General features: G+C 77.7%; 9 protein-coding genes. 2 read left to right on the top strand and 7 right to left on the bottom strand.

Features of this window, described 5'->3' with window-relative positions; all coding sequences use genetic code 11:
* Both EDC03_RS11520 and EDC03_RS17375 read right to left on the bottom strand, forming a co-directional pair.
* Positions 1 to 5389: LamG-like jellyroll fold domain-containing protein (locus EDC03_RS11520; protein ID WP_123380363.1), on the bottom strand; the 5389-nt coding region annotated here is incomplete at its 3' end.
* A gap of 369 nt (positions 5390 to 5758) precedes the next feature.
* A complete protein-coding gene (locus EDC03_RS17375; protein ID WP_148058069.1) occupies positions 5759 to 7246 on the bottom strand; it encodes a P-loop NTPase family protein in 1488 nt (495 codons plus the stop codon).
* Between the two features lie 366 nt (positions 7247 to 7612).
* On the opposite strand from EDC03_RS17375, the gene EDC03_RS11510 reads away from it, so the two are divergent.
* A complete protein-coding gene (locus EDC03_RS11510) occupies positions 7613 to 10171 on the top strand; it encodes a right-handed parallel beta-helix repeat-containing protein (RefSeq protein WP_123380361.1) in 2559 nt (852 codons plus the stop codon).
* Between the two features lie 158 nt (positions 10172 to 10329).
* Here the strand turns inward: EDC03_RS11510 and EDC03_RS11505 are convergent, their stop codons facing one another.
* From EDC03_RS11505 to EDC03_RS11485, 5 genes are all read right to left on the bottom strand, one after another.
* Entirely contained in the window at positions 10330 to 11643 is a 1314-nt protein-coding gene (locus EDC03_RS11505) for an O-antigen ligase family protein (protein WP_123380360.1), read from the bottom strand.
* Entirely contained in the window at positions 11640 to 13013 is a 1374-nt protein-coding gene (locus EDC03_RS11500; RefSeq protein WP_123380359.1) for a hypothetical protein, read from the bottom strand. The genes EDC03_RS11505 and EDC03_RS11500 overlap by 4 nt, the downstream gene beginning before the upstream one ends.
* Positions 13014 to 13019: 6 nt before the next feature.
* Complete coding sequence (locus tag EDC03_RS11495) at positions 13020 to 13439, bottom strand: FAD synthase family protein (protein WP_123380423.1); 420 nt, start codon at positions 13437 to 13439, stop codon at positions 13020 to 13022.
* Positions 13440 to 13528: 89 nt separating this feature from the next.
* A complete protein-coding gene (locus tag EDC03_RS11490) occupies positions 13529 to 14164 on the bottom strand; it encodes a hypothetical protein (RefSeq protein ID WP_123380358.1) in 636 nt (211 codons plus the stop codon).
* Complete coding sequence (locus EDC03_RS11485) at positions 14161 to 15408, bottom strand: DUF1972 domain-containing protein (RefSeq protein WP_199720177.1); 1248 nt, start codon at positions 15406 to 15408, stop codon at positions 14161 to 14163. The genes EDC03_RS11490 and EDC03_RS11485 overlap by 4 nt, the downstream gene beginning before the upstream one ends.
* 217 nt (positions 15409 to 15625) lie before the next feature.
* On the opposite strand from EDC03_RS11485, the gene cysC reads away from it, so the two are divergent.
* Positions 15626 to 16963: an adenylyl-sulfate kinase gene (cysC, locus tag EDC03_RS17885; protein WP_199720176.1), complete on the top strand. Its 1338-nt coding sequence runs from the start codon at positions 15626 to 15628 to the stop codon at positions 16961 to 16963.
* Positions 16964 to 17018 lie beyond the last annotated feature (55 nt).

The following is a 17018-nucleotide window of genomic DNA, read 5'->3' as shown; positions in this document are numbered from 1 at the left end:
TGGCCGTGTGCCCGGCCGTGTCCGTCACCACGAGGGTCACCTCGTAGCTGCCCGCCGCGGCGTAGGTGTGCTGCGCCGTCGCCGTGCTCGCGGTCGCCCCGTCACCGAAGGACCACGCGTACGTCACCGCACCCTCGGCGTCCGAGGAGCCCGTGCCGTCGACCCGCACCTGCAGGTCCGTCGTCGCCGCCGTGAACGCCGCCGTCGGCGGGCCGTCCACCGGCGCCGGCGCCGTGACCTCCACGGTCCGCTTCGCCGTCGCCGTGTGCCCGGCCGTGTCCGTCACCACGAGGGTCACCTCGTAGCTGCCCGCCGCGGCGTAGGTGTGCTGCGCCGTCGCCGTGCTCGCGGTCGCCCCGTCACCGAAGGACCACGCGTACGTCACCGCACCCTCGGCGTCCGAGGAGCCCGTGCCGTCGACCCGCACCTGCAGGTCCGTCGTCGCCGCCGTGAACGCCGCCGTCGGCGGGCCGTCCACCGGCGCCGCGCCGGGCAGGCCCAGGCGGTGGTGCTCGGCGACCTGCTCGGCCGTGAGGACCGTCGGGTAGACGGCGACCTCGTCGACACGGCCCTCGACGTACTGGCTCGAGTGGCCGCCCCAGCCGGTGTCGCCGCCGACCCGCCAGTAGCCGCGGTAGGGCTCGGCCCCGGTCTGCTCGTTGGTGCCCACGAGGGTGCCGTCGACGTAGAGCTTCATGCCGTCGGCGCCCTGGGTGGCGACGAGGTGGTGCCAGGCGCCGTCGTTGTAGGAGGCCTGGCTCGTCGTCGTGTTCTCCTGGCCGGTCCACGTGCCGAAGCGCACCCGGCCGTCGTCGAGCAGCTCGACGTGGCGGTCGTAGTTGCTGCTCCCGCCGGACGGCGCGGCGCCGAAGCCGATGAGCTTCCCGCCACGGGTCGTCGTCGTGGAGAACCACAGCTCCTGCGAGTAGGTGCTGGGGCCGTCGACCGGGGTGGTCGACGCGACGCCGGCCTCGACGCCGTCGAGGGTGGCCGCCGCGCGGCTGCCGCGGACGCCGCCCGGGGCCTCCGTGCGCAGGCCCCCGAGGACCCGGCCCGGCTGCCGACCCTGCGGGGTGGCGTCCGGCGTCGTCCCGTCGGCGGCCTGGTCGAGCCGCCAGAAGAGGTCCGGCCCGGCGGCGACGACGGCGGCGCCGTAGGCGTCCGTCGGCGCCGGCGCGAGCGCCTGGACCGTCCGCGTGGTCCGCGCCCGCTGGCCCTCGGAGTCGGTGACGACGAGCGCCACCTCGTACGAGCCGCCGGAGCGGTAGGTGTGCGACGCGGTGACGCCCGTGGCCGTCGCCCCGTCGCCGAAGGTCCACGCGTACGTCACCGGGCCCTCGGGGTCGGAGGACGCCGCGGCGTCCACCGCGACGGCCAGGCCGTCGGCGCGGGCCGTGAAGGACGCCGTGGGGACGGCGTCGACAGGCCGGCGGCCGAGGTCGTGGTGCGCCCGGACCCGCTCGGCGGGCAGGACGGCGGCGTACACGGCGACCTCGTCGACGCGGCCCTCGAAGTAGGCGCTCTGGTGACCGCCCCAGCTCGAGTCGCCGCCGACGCGCCAGAAGCCGTCGTACTGCTGCTGGTCCGTCTGCGGGTTGGTGCCCACGAGCTCGCCGTCGACGTACAGCCTCATGCCGTCGCCGCCCTGCGTGGCGACGAGGTGGTGCCACCCGCCGTCGTTGTAGGACCGGTCGCTCGTCGTCGTGTTCTCCTGCCCGGTCCAGGTGCCGAAGCGCACCCGGCCGTCGTCGAGCATCTCGACGTGGCGGTCGTAGCCGCCGCTCCAGCCGGACTGCTCGTTGCCGAAGCCGATGATCTTGCCGCCGCGCGTGGTGGTCGTGGAGAACCAGACCTCCTGCGAGTACGTGCGGGGGCCCGGGACCCGGGTGCTCGAGCCGAGGCCGGCCCACTGGCCGTCGGTCGTGGCGGCCGCCGAGCTGCCGCGCACCCCGCCCGGACGCTCGACGCGCAGGTCGCCCTGCACGCGGCCCGGGTCGGAGCCGGTGGCCGAGGAGTCCGGCGTCACGCCGTCGGCCACCTCGTCGAGCCGCCAGAAGAGCACCGGGTCGTCGGCGCGGACGGCGGCGCCGTACGCGTCGGCCGGCACGGGCGCCGAGGCGGTGACGGTGCGCGTGGTGCGCGCCGTCTGCTTCCCGGAGTCGGTGACGACGAGCGCCACCTCGTAGCGGCCCGGACGGGCGTAGGTGTGGGACGCCGTCACGCCGGTGGCCGTGGCCCCGTCGCCGAAGTCCCACGCGTAGGTCAGCGGGCCCTCGGGGTCGGTGGACGTCGAGGCGTCCACCGCCACCGCGGTGCCGTCCGACGTCGCCGTGAAGGCCGCCGTCGGGGGCTCGTCGAAGGGCACCTTGCCGACCGCGTGGTGCGCGGCGACCCGGTCCGCGGGCAGCACGGTCGAGTAGACGGCCACCTCGTCGATGCGGCCCTCGAAGTACGCGCTCGAGTGGCCGCCCCAGCCGGAGTCGCCGCCGACCCGCCAGAAGCCGGCGTAGTCCTGGGCGCCCGTCTCGGGGTTGGTCCCGACGAGCGCGCCGTCGAGGTAGAGCTTCATGCCGTCCGCGCCCTGGCTGGCCACGAGGTGGTGCCAGCGGCGGTCGTTGTAGGCGCGCTCGGTGGTGATGGTGTTCTCGCGGCCGGTCCAGGTGCCGAAGCGCAGGCGGCCGTCGTCGAGCATCTCCACGTGGCGGTCGTAGCCGCCGCTCCAGCCCTGCTGCTCCGAGCCGAAGCCGATGAGCTTGCCGCCCCGCGTGGTGCCCGTGGAGAACCACAGCTCCTGGGAGTACGTCCGCGGGTTGGTGAAGCGGGTCGTCGACCCGAGGCCGGCCCACTGGCCGTCCGTCGTGGCCGCGGCCGGGCTGCCGAGGACGCCGCCGGGCTCGGCGACGCGCAGGTCGCCCTGCACCCGGCCGACCTCGCGGCCGCTCGCCGACGAGTCCGGCGTGGTGCCGTCGGCGGAGAGGCTGTCGAGGCGCCAGAACAGGTCGGGGTCGTCGGCCGCGACGGCGGCGCCGTAGGCGTCCGTCGGCGCCGGCTCGCCGCCGGCCGTGCGGCCGCTCGCCGCGTAGTGGGCCGCGACCGTCGCGGTGGACAGCTGCGTGCCGTAGACGGCGACCTCGTCGACGTCGCCGGCGAGGTTGCCGTCGCCGTCCGACGGCCAGCCGCCGAGGTTGTCCCCGCCGACGCGCCAGACCCCGGAGTAGGGCTGGCCCGACGTCGTGCCGCGGTCGCGGGCCACGCGACGGCCGTCGACGAAGAGGGTCTGGCCCTCGGCGCCGAGCGTGGCGACGACGTGGTGCCACTGGCCGTCGTTGTAGCCGGGCGCGCTCTGCTGGAGCCGGACGGCCCAGGGGTGCACGCCGAAGGACACGCGGCCGGCCCCGTCGAGGTACACGTGACGGTCGTAGTTGCCGCTGCGGGCGTCCGTGCGGTCGCCGAAGCCGACGACCTTGCCGCCCGTCGTGCTCGTGGTGCGGAACCACGCCTCCACGCTGAAGGTGTCCGGCGCGACCGTGACCGCGCGGCCCGCCGCGGGGACGGTGTCCGTGCCCGGGAAGGTCGTGGCACCGTCGCCGGCCACCGAGCCGTCGGTCGTGCGCGTCGTCGCGCCGCCGAGGACGAGGTCGTCGCCGCCGGCCCAGTCGTAGGCCGTGCCGCCCTCGGTCTCGCCGAGCCGCCAGAAGGAGGTGGCGCCGTCGGCCAGCACGCGCTGGGCGTAGGGGCCGGGGCCCTGCGGGCTCGTGGCCGGGACGGCGACGGTCGTCGTCGCGCTCGTCAGCGAGTTGCCGGCGGCGTCACGGACGCGGACGCGGTAGGTCTGCGTGGTCCCGGCCGGGGCGCTCGGGTCGCGCAGGGCGACGCGGGGACGCGACCACCAGGCCGACCGGACCGTCGTCGTCGCGACGACGGGCGCGGTCGCGGCGTTGCCGCCGCGCTGCAGCTCGTAGGTCAGGGTCGCGTCGTCGCGGTCCCACGAGGCGGTGAAGGAGGCGCGGACCCCGGGACCGGCCGCCGTGACGAGCTCCGGCTTGAGCTCGGGGTAGCCCTGCGGGCCCTCCTTGCGCGGGGCCAGCGCCGACGTCGCGAAGCGGACGAGACCCTGCTGGGCGACGCCGTTGACCCGCGGGAACTCGCCGCCGAGGACGACGTAGCGGCTGTCGCCGGTGACCGTCCAGGCGCCCTGGTACTGCTTGGTGTAGGTGCCCATGCCGATGGTCGGCTCCCAGTGCAGGAGCTCCGGGGCCGGGGCACCGCGGAAGGGGCCGTCGAGGTTGGTGCCGCGGACCGCCGTCGTCGTCGCCATGGCGCGCTGGAAGGTCCAGGGCTCCGTCTGCGGGTGGCCGCCGATGGTCGTGCAGTTGTGCGGGTGGCCCACCGTGTAGAGGACGTCGCCGACCGGCTGGCTGCCGTAGGTGTCGCCCATGCAGCCGGCGACCCAGTGCAGGGCGCCGTCGACGCCGGCCGCGAAGCTGCCCTCGAAGGGGCTGGGCCCGTAGTAGTCGTACCCGGTGCCGTAGACCTGGGTGCCGTCGGTCGACAGCGACCAGATCGCCGAGTCGGGCCCGTGGTTCTTGATGGTGTCGTTGGCCGCCCAGTCGAGGGTGGCGCCCGACGCCGCGTCGAGGGCCCCCATGCCGGGCTCGTCGCCGCCGTTGAGGGTGTCGAAGCGGCCCGACACGACGACGCGGCCGCTGCCGGCCGGGGCCACGAGGCCCATGACCTCGCGGTCGGCGGTGGGCGCCCACGCGAGGAGCCCGCCGGTGCTCGCGCTCACGGCGCCGAGCCGGGTGCGGGCCTGGTCGCCGAGGGTGGCGAAGTCGCCGCCGACGTAGAGCGTGTCCCCCGCGACCGCGAGCGCGCCGACCTTGCCGCGGGCCTGGGCGAAGGAGGTGACCGGGGCGCCCGTCGTCGCGTCGAAGGCGGCCAGCCGCGTGCGGGACGAGCCGTTGACGCGGCCGAAGTCGCCGCCCACGAAGATCCGGCGGCCGTCCGCCGAGGCCTCGATGGCGAGGCCCCGCGCGTCGAGCGACGGGGCCCAGCGGGTGTCGAGCTGGCCGGTGGTGATGTCGAAGGCGAGGAGGTGGTTGCGCACGACCTCGTTGACGCCCGGTGCGCTGCCGGCCGGCCGGGCGCGGGTGAACTCGCCGGTCACGTAGACCTTGTTGCCCACGACGACCTGGTCCCAGACGACGCCGTTGATCTGCACGGTCGGCAGGACGTCGGCCGTGACGGTGGACGGGGGCGGCGTCGTCGTCGACGCCGCCGTGCCCGCGTCGGCCGCCGTCGCGGCGGGCGCCGCCACGAGGAGGCCGACGGCGAGCAGCGCGGCGGTGGTCCCTGCCGCGAGGACGGAGCGGATCGTGCTGGTGGTCATCGTGCCCCCTGGGCGCGCGCGCCACCTCTGATGGTGACGGCCTCCGAGGAGGGTAGGCAGCAGGTGTGACGGCGCGTGACCATTTCCGGGGAAGCAGTGCCTCCGACACCCGGACGATGACGCCGCGTCACCCGCCCGGCCCAGATGTGATCGCACACCCGCGCCGTGACGACGAGCAGTCACCCTCCGCGTCGGGCCGAGTCGTCCGCTTCCGACCGTTCCCGAAGGCGGTGGGCGCTTCGTCCGACGCCCGGGTCCGCTCCCGGCCGGGGTCGCCGCGGGCGGCGGCCCCGGCGGGGACGACGACGCCCCCGGCGCCGGCGGCGTCGGGGGCGGTCGGACCGGTCGGGCGACCGGGCGGGAGGGGCCTCAGGCGGTACGGGCCTCGCGGTCGGCGGACCGGCGCAGGGCGCCGAGGGCGCCGCCGCGCCCCCGGGCCGACGCCCGCGCGTAGACGTAGCCGACGAGCGGCGTGCCGAGCGCGGCCCACCGGCGGAGCTCGTCGCGGGTGCCCCGGTCGTCCGCGCCGTGGGCGACGACGAGGAGGCCCGCGTCGGCCGCCGCCGCGAGGTCGGTGACGAGCTGGCCGCCGCCGAGGGCGGGCAGGTCCACGACGACGGCGTCGTGGTCGCGGCGCCAGCCGCGGACGAGCTCCTCGACGGAGCGGCCGCCGGGGGCGGCCGTGGCGTCCGGGGCGGCGCCCACGACCTGCAGCTCCCCGCCACCCGTCGTGCGCAGGAGCGTCGGGACGGGCGCGCGGCCGCCGTCGGCGAGGGCGGCGGTCCACGGCGTGCCGTCGAGCGCCAGCCGGCTCGTGAGGGCGTGGTGGTCGGTGTCGCCGTCGACGACGAGGACGCGGCGCCCGTCCCGGGCGAGGGAGGCCGCGAGGTTGAGCGCCGTCGCCGTCCGCAGCCGCTCGTCGGCCGAGGTGACGGCCAGCACGCCGCCGGAGGTCTCGCGGCCGACCACCGCGCCGACGAGCCGGTGCGACTGCGTCGGCATCTCGAGCGGCTCGCCGGGGGCGGGCACGTCGAGGTCGCCCGGGCGGCGGAGCTCGCCGAGGAAGGAGGCGTCCGGCTCGAGCTCGTCGGGCGAGGACAGCCGCCGGTGCCGGTCGGCCCGGACCCAGGCCAGCAGGCCGGCGGCGACGAGGCCGACGACGACGCCGAGGAACGCCTCCCGCAGGGGCAGCCCGCGCGTCACGACGGCGTCCAGCCGCGGCGCCTCGACGAAGGACACGCCGTCACCGAACAGCGCGCTGCTCGTGCGGATCTCGCTGGCCTGGAGCCTGAGGTCGGCGAGCGTGGCGGCGACGGAGCCCTGCTGCGCCTCCTCGACCGGCAGCACCACGTCGGTCGAGTCGATGACCTCCTGCTCGCTGGCGGCGAGGGAGTCGAGAGCCTCCTGCGTGAGCTGGTCCACCTGCGCCTGCGTCTGCTCGGCGTAGCTGTCGACGACGGCCGACGCGAGCGCCACGGCCTCCTCGGCATCGGACGACTCGACGGTCACGGTCACGGTGCTCGAGGTGAGGGCCGGCTCGGCGACCACCTCACGACGCAGCTCGGTCAGGTTGTCCCGACCCGTGCGGTCGGCGACCGCGGTCAGGACCGCGTCGCTCGTGACGAAGGCGGCCCGCTGCGCCGTGTAGCGGGCCGACGACGCGTCGCCCTGGGTGCCGGGGGCGAGGACGTTGTCGGGCCCGGGCGGCGTCAGCGAGATGCTCGCGGACACCGTGGCCGCGGGGCCCGAGACCGAGCCGGCGGCGACGCTGAGCGCCGCGACGAGCAGCACGAGCAGCGCCGACGACCAGCGGTAGCGCCAGAGCGCCCCGATCAGCGTCGGTGCGGTGGTGTCCATGCGGTAGGCCCCCCGGGGTGCGGGCCAGCACCTCCGCCGCCGGACGGGTGAGGCCGGGGGCTCGCTGGCCGTCGGTGACGCTACGCGAGCGTCACGACGGACGATGACGACCAGCGGAGGTCGTGCCCCGGACGGCGCAGCCGGACCACCCGCCCGCCCGCCGCCGGTGATCGCTCCGCGGACATATCGGTCGCCGTGCGCAGCAGCCGACCACCGACCGTCACGATCATGGACTAATCCGGTCCTCATTCACCATTCGGGCACGACTTCGGCCACTCTCTGCGGGCACCGATGACCGGACGAGACCCGTCCGTGACCCGGAGGACCTCTCCCGGCACCGCCCGCCCCCCGTCGACAGGACCCCCCATGCCCTTCCCCCCTGCCCTCCCCGGGCCCCGCTCACGCGGCCCCCGTCCCGACGGCGCCGCACCGCGGCGCCGGGCCGGCGCGCTCGGCCTCGCCCTGACCGCCGCCCTCGCGGGCACCCTCCTCGTCGCCCCCGGTGCCGTGGGGGCGGACCGGGTCGTCGCGCGCGACGCCATGGAGCGTGTCGTCGCCGGGGGGCTCGGCGACGCGCTCGTCGGCGGCTCGTGGTCGACGACGACACCGGGCGACCTGTCCGTGGGAGGGGGCGTCGGCACCATCACGCTCCCCGCGCCCGGGACGGCGCGCACGGCGACCCTCGCGTCGACCGGCGCCCGCGACGTCCTCGTCGGGGCGAGCTTCGCCGTCCCGGTGCACGCGCCCGCCGGTGGCGGCTACACGGTCGGCGTCGCGCTGCGGCGCACCGCGGCGGGCGACGCCTACCTCGCCCGCGTCCGGGTCGCGCCCGGCGGCGAGACCCGCGTGGGCCTCGTCCACCGCGCCGCGAACGGGGTGACGACGGACCTCGCGGCCGAGACGTCCCTCGGGCGGCTCGCGCCGGGCACCTGGTTCCGCGTCGAGGGCCGCGCCACGGGCTCCGACGCCGTCGACCTGGGTGCCCGCGCCTGGGTGCGCGGCGGGACGGCTCCCGCCTGGCAGCTCGCGGCCCGCGACACGAGCGCCCGCCGCCTCGCCGCGGCCGGCTCCGTCGGCCTCTTCGCCTACGCCTCCAGCAGCTCGCCCGCGGGCCGGGTGCTCGTCGACAACGTCGAGGCCTCGGAGACCACGGCGGCGACGACGCCCGTCACCCCGCCGCCCGTGACGCCGCCCCCGGTGACCCCGCCGCCCGTCACCCCGCCGCCCGTCACCCCGACCCCCACCACGCCGACGTCCGGTCGCGAGGCCACCCGCGCCGGCGCGACCGTGGGCTCGACCCGCTACGCGGTGCCCTCCGGCGCCGTCGTCGTGGCGCCGTCCGGGGACGACGGCGCCGCCGGCACGGCCGCCGCGCCGCTGCGCACGCTCGCCCGCGCGGTCGAGCGGGCGCCCGAGGGCGGCACCGTCGTCCTGCGGGGCGGCAGCTACCACGAGTCCCTCGTGCTCCGGAAGCGCCTGACGGTCCAGTCCTGGCCCGGCGAGGCCGTCTGGCTCGACGGCAGCTCGCGCGTGGACAGCTGGACGGCGTCCGGCGGCGCGTGGACGACGCGGTGGACCCTCGACTTCGACCCCTCCCCCACCTACACGTGGGGCGCCGGCGAGGCCGGTGCCGCCGCCGGCTGGCGCTTCGTCGACCCGGCGTACCCGATGGCCGCGCACCCGGACCAGGTCTGGGTGGACGGCGTCGCGCAGGTCCAGGTCGGCTCGCGCGACCAGCTGGCGCCCGGGCGCTTCTTCCTCGACCGCCGCGGCGACGTGCTCCACCTCGGCACCGACCCGCGGGGCCGCGAGGTGCGGGTCAGCGACCTCCAGCAGGCCGTCAACGTGCGCGTGGCCGGCGCGACCCTGCGCGGCCTGGGCGTCCGGCGCTACGCGCCGTCCGTGCCGCACATGGGGGCCGTCACGCTCGAGCAGCCGCGCGCCACGCTCGAGGAGGTCGCCGTCGTCGACTCGGCCACCACGGGCATCGCCGTCAGCGCCTCCGACGTCACGCTGCGGCACGTCACCTCCTCCCGCAGCGGCATGCTCGGCGTCACGGCGACGTACGCCGACCGCCTCCTCGTCGACGGCCTGCGGGCCGAGGGCAACAACGTCGAGCGCTTCAACCAGGCGCCCGTCTCCGGCGGCATCAAGGTCGCCCGCAGCCGCGACGTGACGGTGCGCCACAGCACGTCCGCGGGCAACCGCGGCCCGGGCGTCTGGTTCGACGAGTCGGCCTACGACATCGAGGTCGTCGGCAACGACCTGCGCGACAACGCCGGCCACGGCACCTCGCTCGAGCTGTCCGCCAGGGCCGTGTTCGCGGACAACCTCGTGTCGGGCAACGGCCGCGACGGCATCAAGGTCAACAACACGAGCGACGTGAAGATCTGGAACAACACCTTCACGGGCAACGGCCGGACGCTGAACGTCGTCCAGGACCCGCGCCGGGCGAGCGACCGGGGCACCCCCGGCCACGACCCGCGCCAGCCCTTCCCGGACCCGACGATGACGTGGCTGCTCGGCCCCGTGACGGTGCGCAACAACGTCGTGGCCGACACGGCCTCGGGCAACTGCCTGCTCTGCGTGGAGGACTACTCCAAGCAGCGCAGCGCGGAGCAGATCGGCGTGACCGCGGACGGCGACGTCTACCACCGGACGTCCCCCGGGACGCCGACGTGGGCGGTGGTGTGGTCGCGCGGCGCCGGCAACCCGGCCGTCTTCACCGACCTCGCCTCGTTCAGCCGGACGACCGGCCAGGAGGGGCGCGGCGTGCTCGTCACCGGCGCCGACGTCGTCGACGCCGCGGGCCGTCCCACGGGCGCCTTCCCGGGCCACGGCAGGGCCGTGGGCCTGCCCTCCGACGTCGCCGCGCTCGTCGGGCAGCCGGCCGGCACGGCACGGGTCGGCGCCTTCGGGCTCTGACCCCGCGTCCCGGGCGGCCCGCCCGGGAGGCCCCTCGCGGGCCGCACGGCACGGGCAGGGGCCCGCGCACCGACGTCGTCGACGTCCGGGCGCGGGCCCCTGCCGCGTCACCCCTACGTGCCCCCGCGGTGCGCGCGGGCGCCGGGGCCGGCGGCCGGTCAGCCCGCGCCGACGCGGGGCCGGCGGGCCGGGGGCGGGGCGGAGGCCGCGGCCTCGCGCTCGGCGGTGCCCACCCACGCGACGCACGCGACCAGCCACGTGACGGCGACGTTGGCCACGGACCCGGCCCCCTCGTAGACGACGCCGTCGACCATGAGGAAGGTGACGACGCCGAGGACGAGCGCCCGGTCGACCCCGAGGCCGGCGGCCGGCACCCGGGGCAGCGCCCGCGCCCGCAGGACGAGCACCACGACGAGGGCCACCCACACCGCGAGGCCCACCCCGCCCAGCTCGACGAGGACGTTGACGACGGCGTTGTGCCCGCCGCCGAGGCCCGTCTCGTCGTAGAAGATGCCGCGCGCCGCCGTCAGCCCGTAGCCCCACAGGGGCTGGTCGCGGACGGCGTCGAAGGCCACGGCCCAGAGCATCGTGCGGGAGTTGAGGGTGGCCAGCTGGGCCGGGTCCTCGCCGCGGGCGAGGTAGTCCGCGGCGACGGCGCTGCCCGCCACCACCGCCCCGGTCCCGACGACGGCCGCCGCCAGGACCGTGTCGACGAGGGTCCGGCCGCTCTGCAGCACGACGACGACGACGACCGAGCCGATGACGCCCGCGAGGACGGCGCCGCGCGTCTGGGTGGCGAGGAGCCCGCCGCCGGCGACGAGCACGAGCAGGACGTAGACCCCCGTCGGCCAGCGCGGACCGCCCCGAGGCCGCCGCCCCCCGCTGAGGTAGGTCACCGCCACGACGAGGGCGAGGCCCGTGAGGACGCCCGAGACGGTGGGGTGGATGGCCAACCAGGTGAAGCGGCCCTCCTGCAGCCGGTTGGCCGCCGGCGAGGGCACCACCACGCCGTAGGCGATCGACAGCGCGACGAGGACGACGAAGGCGTGCGCGAAGCGGTGGGCGTGCGCGGTCGTACCGCCGCGCACGAGGGCGAGCGCGAGGCCCACGAGGACGAGCATCTGGACGGCGCGGACCGCGGCGTAGACGACGTAGGGCGTGTACGTCACCGAGAGGACGAGCAGCAGGGCGTAGCAGAGGAGCAGCACGACGGGCAGCGGCAGGCGCACCGCCCGGGGCGGCCGCGCACGGGCGAGGACGAGGTACCCGCCGACCGCGCCGTAGACGGCGACCTCGAGGAGCACCGCGAGGTCGAGCGACCCGCTCGTGGCCTCGCCGGGCGGACGCGTCCTCCAGTCGTAGTCGCTGGCCACGACGAGGGCGACGGCGCAGACGGCGAACCACCAGCGCTCCCACCAGCCCTCCGCGGGCGCCGCACCGCGAGCGGCGGGGCCGCCGGGCACGGGGCTCACCGGGCGGTCCCGGCCACGGCCGGGGGGACGAGCGGGACGCCCCGCGCCACGAGCGGCACGAGGAGGCCGCGGCGGACGACGAGGGCGCACCCGAGCGGGCCGAGGCACAGGGCCAGCGGCACCCACGCCGCGCCGACGTCCAGCGCCAGGACGAGCGCGACGGCCCCCACGGAGACGCCGAGCTCGAGCAGGCGCACGAGGAGCACGGCCACGTGCCGGCCCCCGACGGCGGCGAGGCTGGCGTAGGGCGTCAGCGTGGCCGCGGCGGCGGCGTAGGCGCACCAGCCGACGACGGCCACGAGGTCGAGCCCGAAGCTCCCGCCCGTGAGCAGCGGCCCCAGCAGGGGGGCGCCCACGACGGCGACGACCCCGGTGAGCCCGGCGGCGAGGACGAGGACGACGGCGCCGCGGTCGGCGCTGGCGAGCAGCACCCGCATGCCGTCCGCACGGCGGGCGGCGTAGGAGGCGAAGAGGAACCCGGCCCCGCCGCTCAGCACGAGCATGGCGGGCGCGGCGTAGACCCGCGCCGCCTCCAGCTGGCCGAAGGCGACCGTGCCGACGGCGGCGACGACGAGGAGGCGCACGAGGACGAGGGTGCCCGGTCGCACGCCCTGCTGCGCGGCCCGCCACACGCCGTAGCGCAGGACGGCCGGCACGTCGGGCGAGCGCCACGCCGCGGCGCCGCGGCGCTCGGCCCGCGGGACGAGCGCGAGGGCCAGGAGCAGCCCGGCGAGCTGGCCGGCGAGGAGCGCGGCGAAGAGGTCCACGAGACCGAGGTCGGCGGACCGCAGGAGCAGCCAGCCGGCGGTCGCGAGCAGCGTGAGGACGTCGACGGCCAGCACCCGCCCGAAGCGGAGCGCGGCCATGAGCCAGCGCCGCACGAGGTCGCGCAGGAGGAACGAGGCCGTGGCGGCGGCCACGACGACCGCGCCCCCGTCCCCGAGCACCCCGGCGACGCGGACGGCCGCCCCGGCGCCCGCCGACCCGAGCAGGGCCACGACGACCGCGACGACGACGAGGCCGGCGCGCACGCGCGGCGACCGGCGGTCGAGGACGGTGAGCGAGTCGCCGACGAGGCCGCTGGACAGGGCCGTCAGGAGGACGAGCCCGCTGTAGACGAGCGCCAGCACGGCGAGGCCCTCGGCGCCCAGCGCCCGCAGGGCCACGACCTGCAGCAGGAGGCTCGCCCCCGCCTGGGCCAGCTGCGCCGCCACGGCCCCGCCCGCGGAGCCGGCCCGGCGCAGCAGCGGGCGCCGCGGGCGGCGGCCGCCCGGCGCCGGCGCACCCGCCGCGGGCACGTCCGGCGCCGGCGCCGCCGGCACGGCCGGGGCGGCCGCCGCGCGGGGGGCGGTCGAGGTGTCGCCGGCCACGGCCGCTCAGAGCGCCGCGGTGAGGGAGCGGCGCAGCAGGGTGCTGGAGGTCTGCGTCGTGTACGGGAAGTACACGACGCGGACGCCGAGGGCGGCCATGTCGGCCTCGAGGCGGTCGCCCTTGGGGGTGCCGCGCCAGTCGTCGCCCTTGAAGAGGACGTCGTACGGCTGCTTGCGCCACGCGACGGTCTTGTCGGCGGACGTGTCGGGGACGACCTCGTGGACGCCCGTCACGGCCTGGACGACCTCGACCCGCTCGTCGAGCGGCACGACGGGCGCCTTGCCCTTCGAGCTGACCATGACCTCGTCGGTGACGACGCCGACGACGAGGCGCGTGCAGTGCTCCTGCGCCCGTCGGATGATCCGCAGGTGCCCGACGTGGAACATGTCGAACGCGCCGGGCAGGTAGCCCACGACCTCGCGCACGGTGGTGCCTCCCTCGACCGCCGCGCGGTCCTCGGTGGTGACGGTGGGCCGGTCCCCGACGACGGCGCCGGCGCGGGAGCGGGGGACGCTCACTGCTGGACGACGACGACGTCGGGCTGCTCGTTCTGGACGACCTCGACCCGCAGCGACGCTCCCTCGGGCGCGGTGAAGGCGTAGGTGCCCGAGGCCGAGCCGCCCGGGGCCAGCTCGCCGCCGACCGGCTCGGTCGGGCTGCCCGAGACGGCGGGGGCCGGCGAGCCGTCGTCGACGGTCGCGGTGACGGCCACGCCGTCGAGGTCCACGGCGACGTCGGAGCCGTTCTCCAGCTCCAGCCGCACGAGGCGGCCGGGGCCCGAGACGCCGCCGGGCCCGCGGGCCTCGACGTCGACCGCGTCGACGCCCGTGACCCGGGCGACGAGCCCGCCCTCGAAGGGGGCGTCCTCCCCGACGGCGACCGGCTCGGCCGTCCGCACGGCGACCGGGGGCGCGGACGGCGCGGGGGCCGGGGCCTCCGCCGTGCCGTCCGCCGACGGCGTGGCCGCGGGGCCGGCCCCGTCCGTCACGGGGGCGCCGTCGGCGTCACCGCCGGCGGTGGTCGACGCGACGTCCGTCACGTCGGTGCCCGCGGGGGCCGCGGCGTCGTCGCCCGGCGAGGAGCAGGCCCCGAGCACGAGCGCCAGGCCGACGGCGGCGGCCGCCGCCGTCCCGCGCAGCCGCGGGGTCACCGGGCGCCCGCGCGGGCGCCGGCGCGGTGGGCGCGGCTGACGTCGGTGCGCTGCAGCCGGCGGCCGCTGGGACGCCGGGACGGGACGTCCCGCGCGGCGAGGCGCCGGCAGAGGTCCTCGTAGCCGTCGGCGACGTCGTCCCAGTCGTAGTCCAGCGCGCGCAGCCGGGCCGCTGCCCCGCGCGCCCGGGTCTCCTCCGGGTGCGCCTCGCTCTCCTTGAGCAGGCGGGCCAGGTCGCCCGCGTCCGCCCAGTACTCCCCCGCCTCGCCGAGGACCTCGCGGTTGAAGAACACGTCGAGGGCCGTCGTGGGGACGCCCGCGCCGATGGCCCGCAGCAGCGACGGGTTCGTGCCGCCCACCGAGTGCCCGTGGACGTAGCTGCAGGCGTTGGCGTACAGCTGGTCGAGGAGCTCCTGGTCCCACACGCCCCCGAGGAACCGGACGCGCTCGTCGGCGGCGGCGTGCACCGCGGCCGTGTACTCGTCCGCGTACGGCGCCGAGCCGACGACGACGAGGGGCAGGAGCGAGGAGCTGCTGACGTAGCCGCGGACGGCCGTCTCGACGTTGTTCTCCGGCTCGAAGCGCGCGACGACGAGGTGGTAGCCCTGCGGCCGGAGGCCGAGGGGCACGAGCAGGTCCGGCTTCCGCTCGTCGACGAGCGGCGCGCCGTAGGAGATGAGGGTCGTCGGGGCCGCGAACTCGGCGGCGTAGTAGTCGCTGATGCCCTGCGCGTCGGCGATGAGCGCGTCGGACCAGCGGACGGCGAGCGACTCGGCGCGGCGGTAGTACTCGCGGCCGACGCCGCCCCACTTGGCGCGCTGCCACTCCAGCCCGTCGACGTGGGTGGCCACGGGGACGCCCCGGGCCCGCAGCGCCGGCAGCAGCGGCGCGTTGGCGGCGTTGAAGACGAGCGCCGCGTCGGTGCCGCGGCCGAGCACGTGGGCGACGGACAGCGCGCTGTGGCTGAGGGTCTCGAGGCTGCGGCGGCGCAGGGCCGGCAGCGTCACGAGGCGCATGCCCTTGTGCTCGACCGGGTCGGGCCCCGAGGCGCCCTCGGGCCGCCGGCAGTAGACGGTGACGTCGTGGCCGCGGTCGGCCAGCCGCGAGCCGACCTCCTCGACGCAGGTCTCGAAGCCGCCGTACCGCGCCGGCACCCCGCGCGTGCCGATCATCGCGATGCGCACCACTACCACCTCCACCTCGAGGGCCGCCGTCGACCCGTGGAGCAGACAGTAAGCATTCACCCCGACGTCGTCCCGGGTTTCCGACGTCTCCTCACTGTCCGTCAACCGTCCGGCCCTGGGCCGTCACTCGATCGGTGCCTCATCACGCTCGGTGGTCACCTGGCCGGACGTCCCGTCTCCCGTCCCGGGCGGCACGGCCCCCCGCCCCGCCGCTCTGGGACGCTGGCCGTCGCACCCGTCCCGCGCCCGTCCGCCCCACCCCGGAGGACCACCCCGCATGAGCGACGCCCCGAGCACCCCCGGGCGGCCGGCCCGGCCCGGTGCGCCGTCCCTCGCCCCGGGCGGGGCCGTCCTCGCCGACCTCCGGCTCGTGGCGGCGGGCCTGCTCCCGCCGGGGGCCGTCCTCGGCGAGGAGCCCGGCGGGGAGGGCACCGCGACGGCGCTGCGCCCGGACGCGGGTGTGCTCGGCGCCGCGACGGCCGCCGGCGCGCTCGTGCTCACCGACGAGGAGGGCCTGCCCCTGGCGCGGCTCGACGACGTCGTCGCGGACGGCGACCTGGCCCGCGGCCGCCTCGTCGTCCTGCACCCGTCGCTGCGGGCCGACGCCGCCGGGGCCGCCGCGGGCGGCCGGTCCGTCCTCCTGCGCCGCCCGCCGACGCCCGCGGACCTCGACGCGCTGCGGGCGGGCGGCACCGGGCTGCGGCTGCTCGTGCCCACCGGCTCGGCCACGCCCGACGGCGTGCCCCCCGCCCTCCTCGAGGCCCTCGCGCGCGAGGCCGGGGCCACGCCCCCCGAGCTCGTGCCGCTGCCGCTGGCCTGGCGGGGCCCGGCGGGCGACGCCGCGCTGCTCCGGGCCGTCCTGCCCGCGCTCGGGGCGCGGGACGTCGTCGTGCTGCCGGCGGCGGGCGACGACGTCGGCGGGCTGCTGCCGGGGGCGGCCGACGGCGGCGCCGGGAGCTGGCCCGGGACGCTGGCCGCGCTGCGGCGGGGCGACGCCGACCTCCCGGGCGCCGCCCCCGGCGCGGCCGCGCTGCTCCGGCGGCGGTGGCCGCGCGCCGCGGACCGCGGCCTCGTCGTGCTGCTCACCGGGCTCTCCGGCTCGGGCAAGTCGACGCTGGCGCGAGGGCTGCACGCCCGGCTCGAGCGGGGCGGCGAGCGCACGACGAGCCTGCTCGACGGCGACGTCGTCCGCCGGCTGCTCTCCGCCGGGCTCGGCTTCGACGCCGCGGCACGGGACCTCAACGTCCGCCGCATCGGCTTCGTCGCCGCCGAGGTGGCGCGCCACGGCGGGGTGGCGGTCTGCGCACCCATCGCCCCCTACGCGCGCAGCCGCGCCGCGGTGCGGCGGATGGTCGAGGAGGTCGGCGACCTCGTGCTCGTCCACGTCAGCACGCCGCTCGCGGTCTGCGAGGCCCGCGACGTCAAGGGGCTCTACGCCCGGGCGCGCGCCGGGGAGCTCACGGGCATGACGGGCGTCGACGACCCCTACGAGGTGCCGGACGACGCCGACCTCGTCCTCGACACCTCGCGCGTCGCCGAGCACGAGGCCCTCGACCGGCTGGAGGACCACCTCGTCGCGGGCGGCTGGCTCGCCCGGCCGGCGCCCCGCGGCTGAGCGCCGCCCGCGACGGGGCCCGGGGACGCGCGGTCCCCGGGCCCCGTCGGGCGTG

Origin of the sequence: Pseudokineococcus lusitanus, from assembly GCF_003751265.1 — a bacterium.
Classification (GTDB): Bacteria; Actinomycetota; Actinomycetes; order Actinomycetales; family Quadrisphaeraceae; genus Pseudokineococcus; species Pseudokineococcus lusitanus.
Note: the sequence above shows the minus strand (reverse complement) of the source record. Positions and strands in the feature narration are given on the sequence as shown.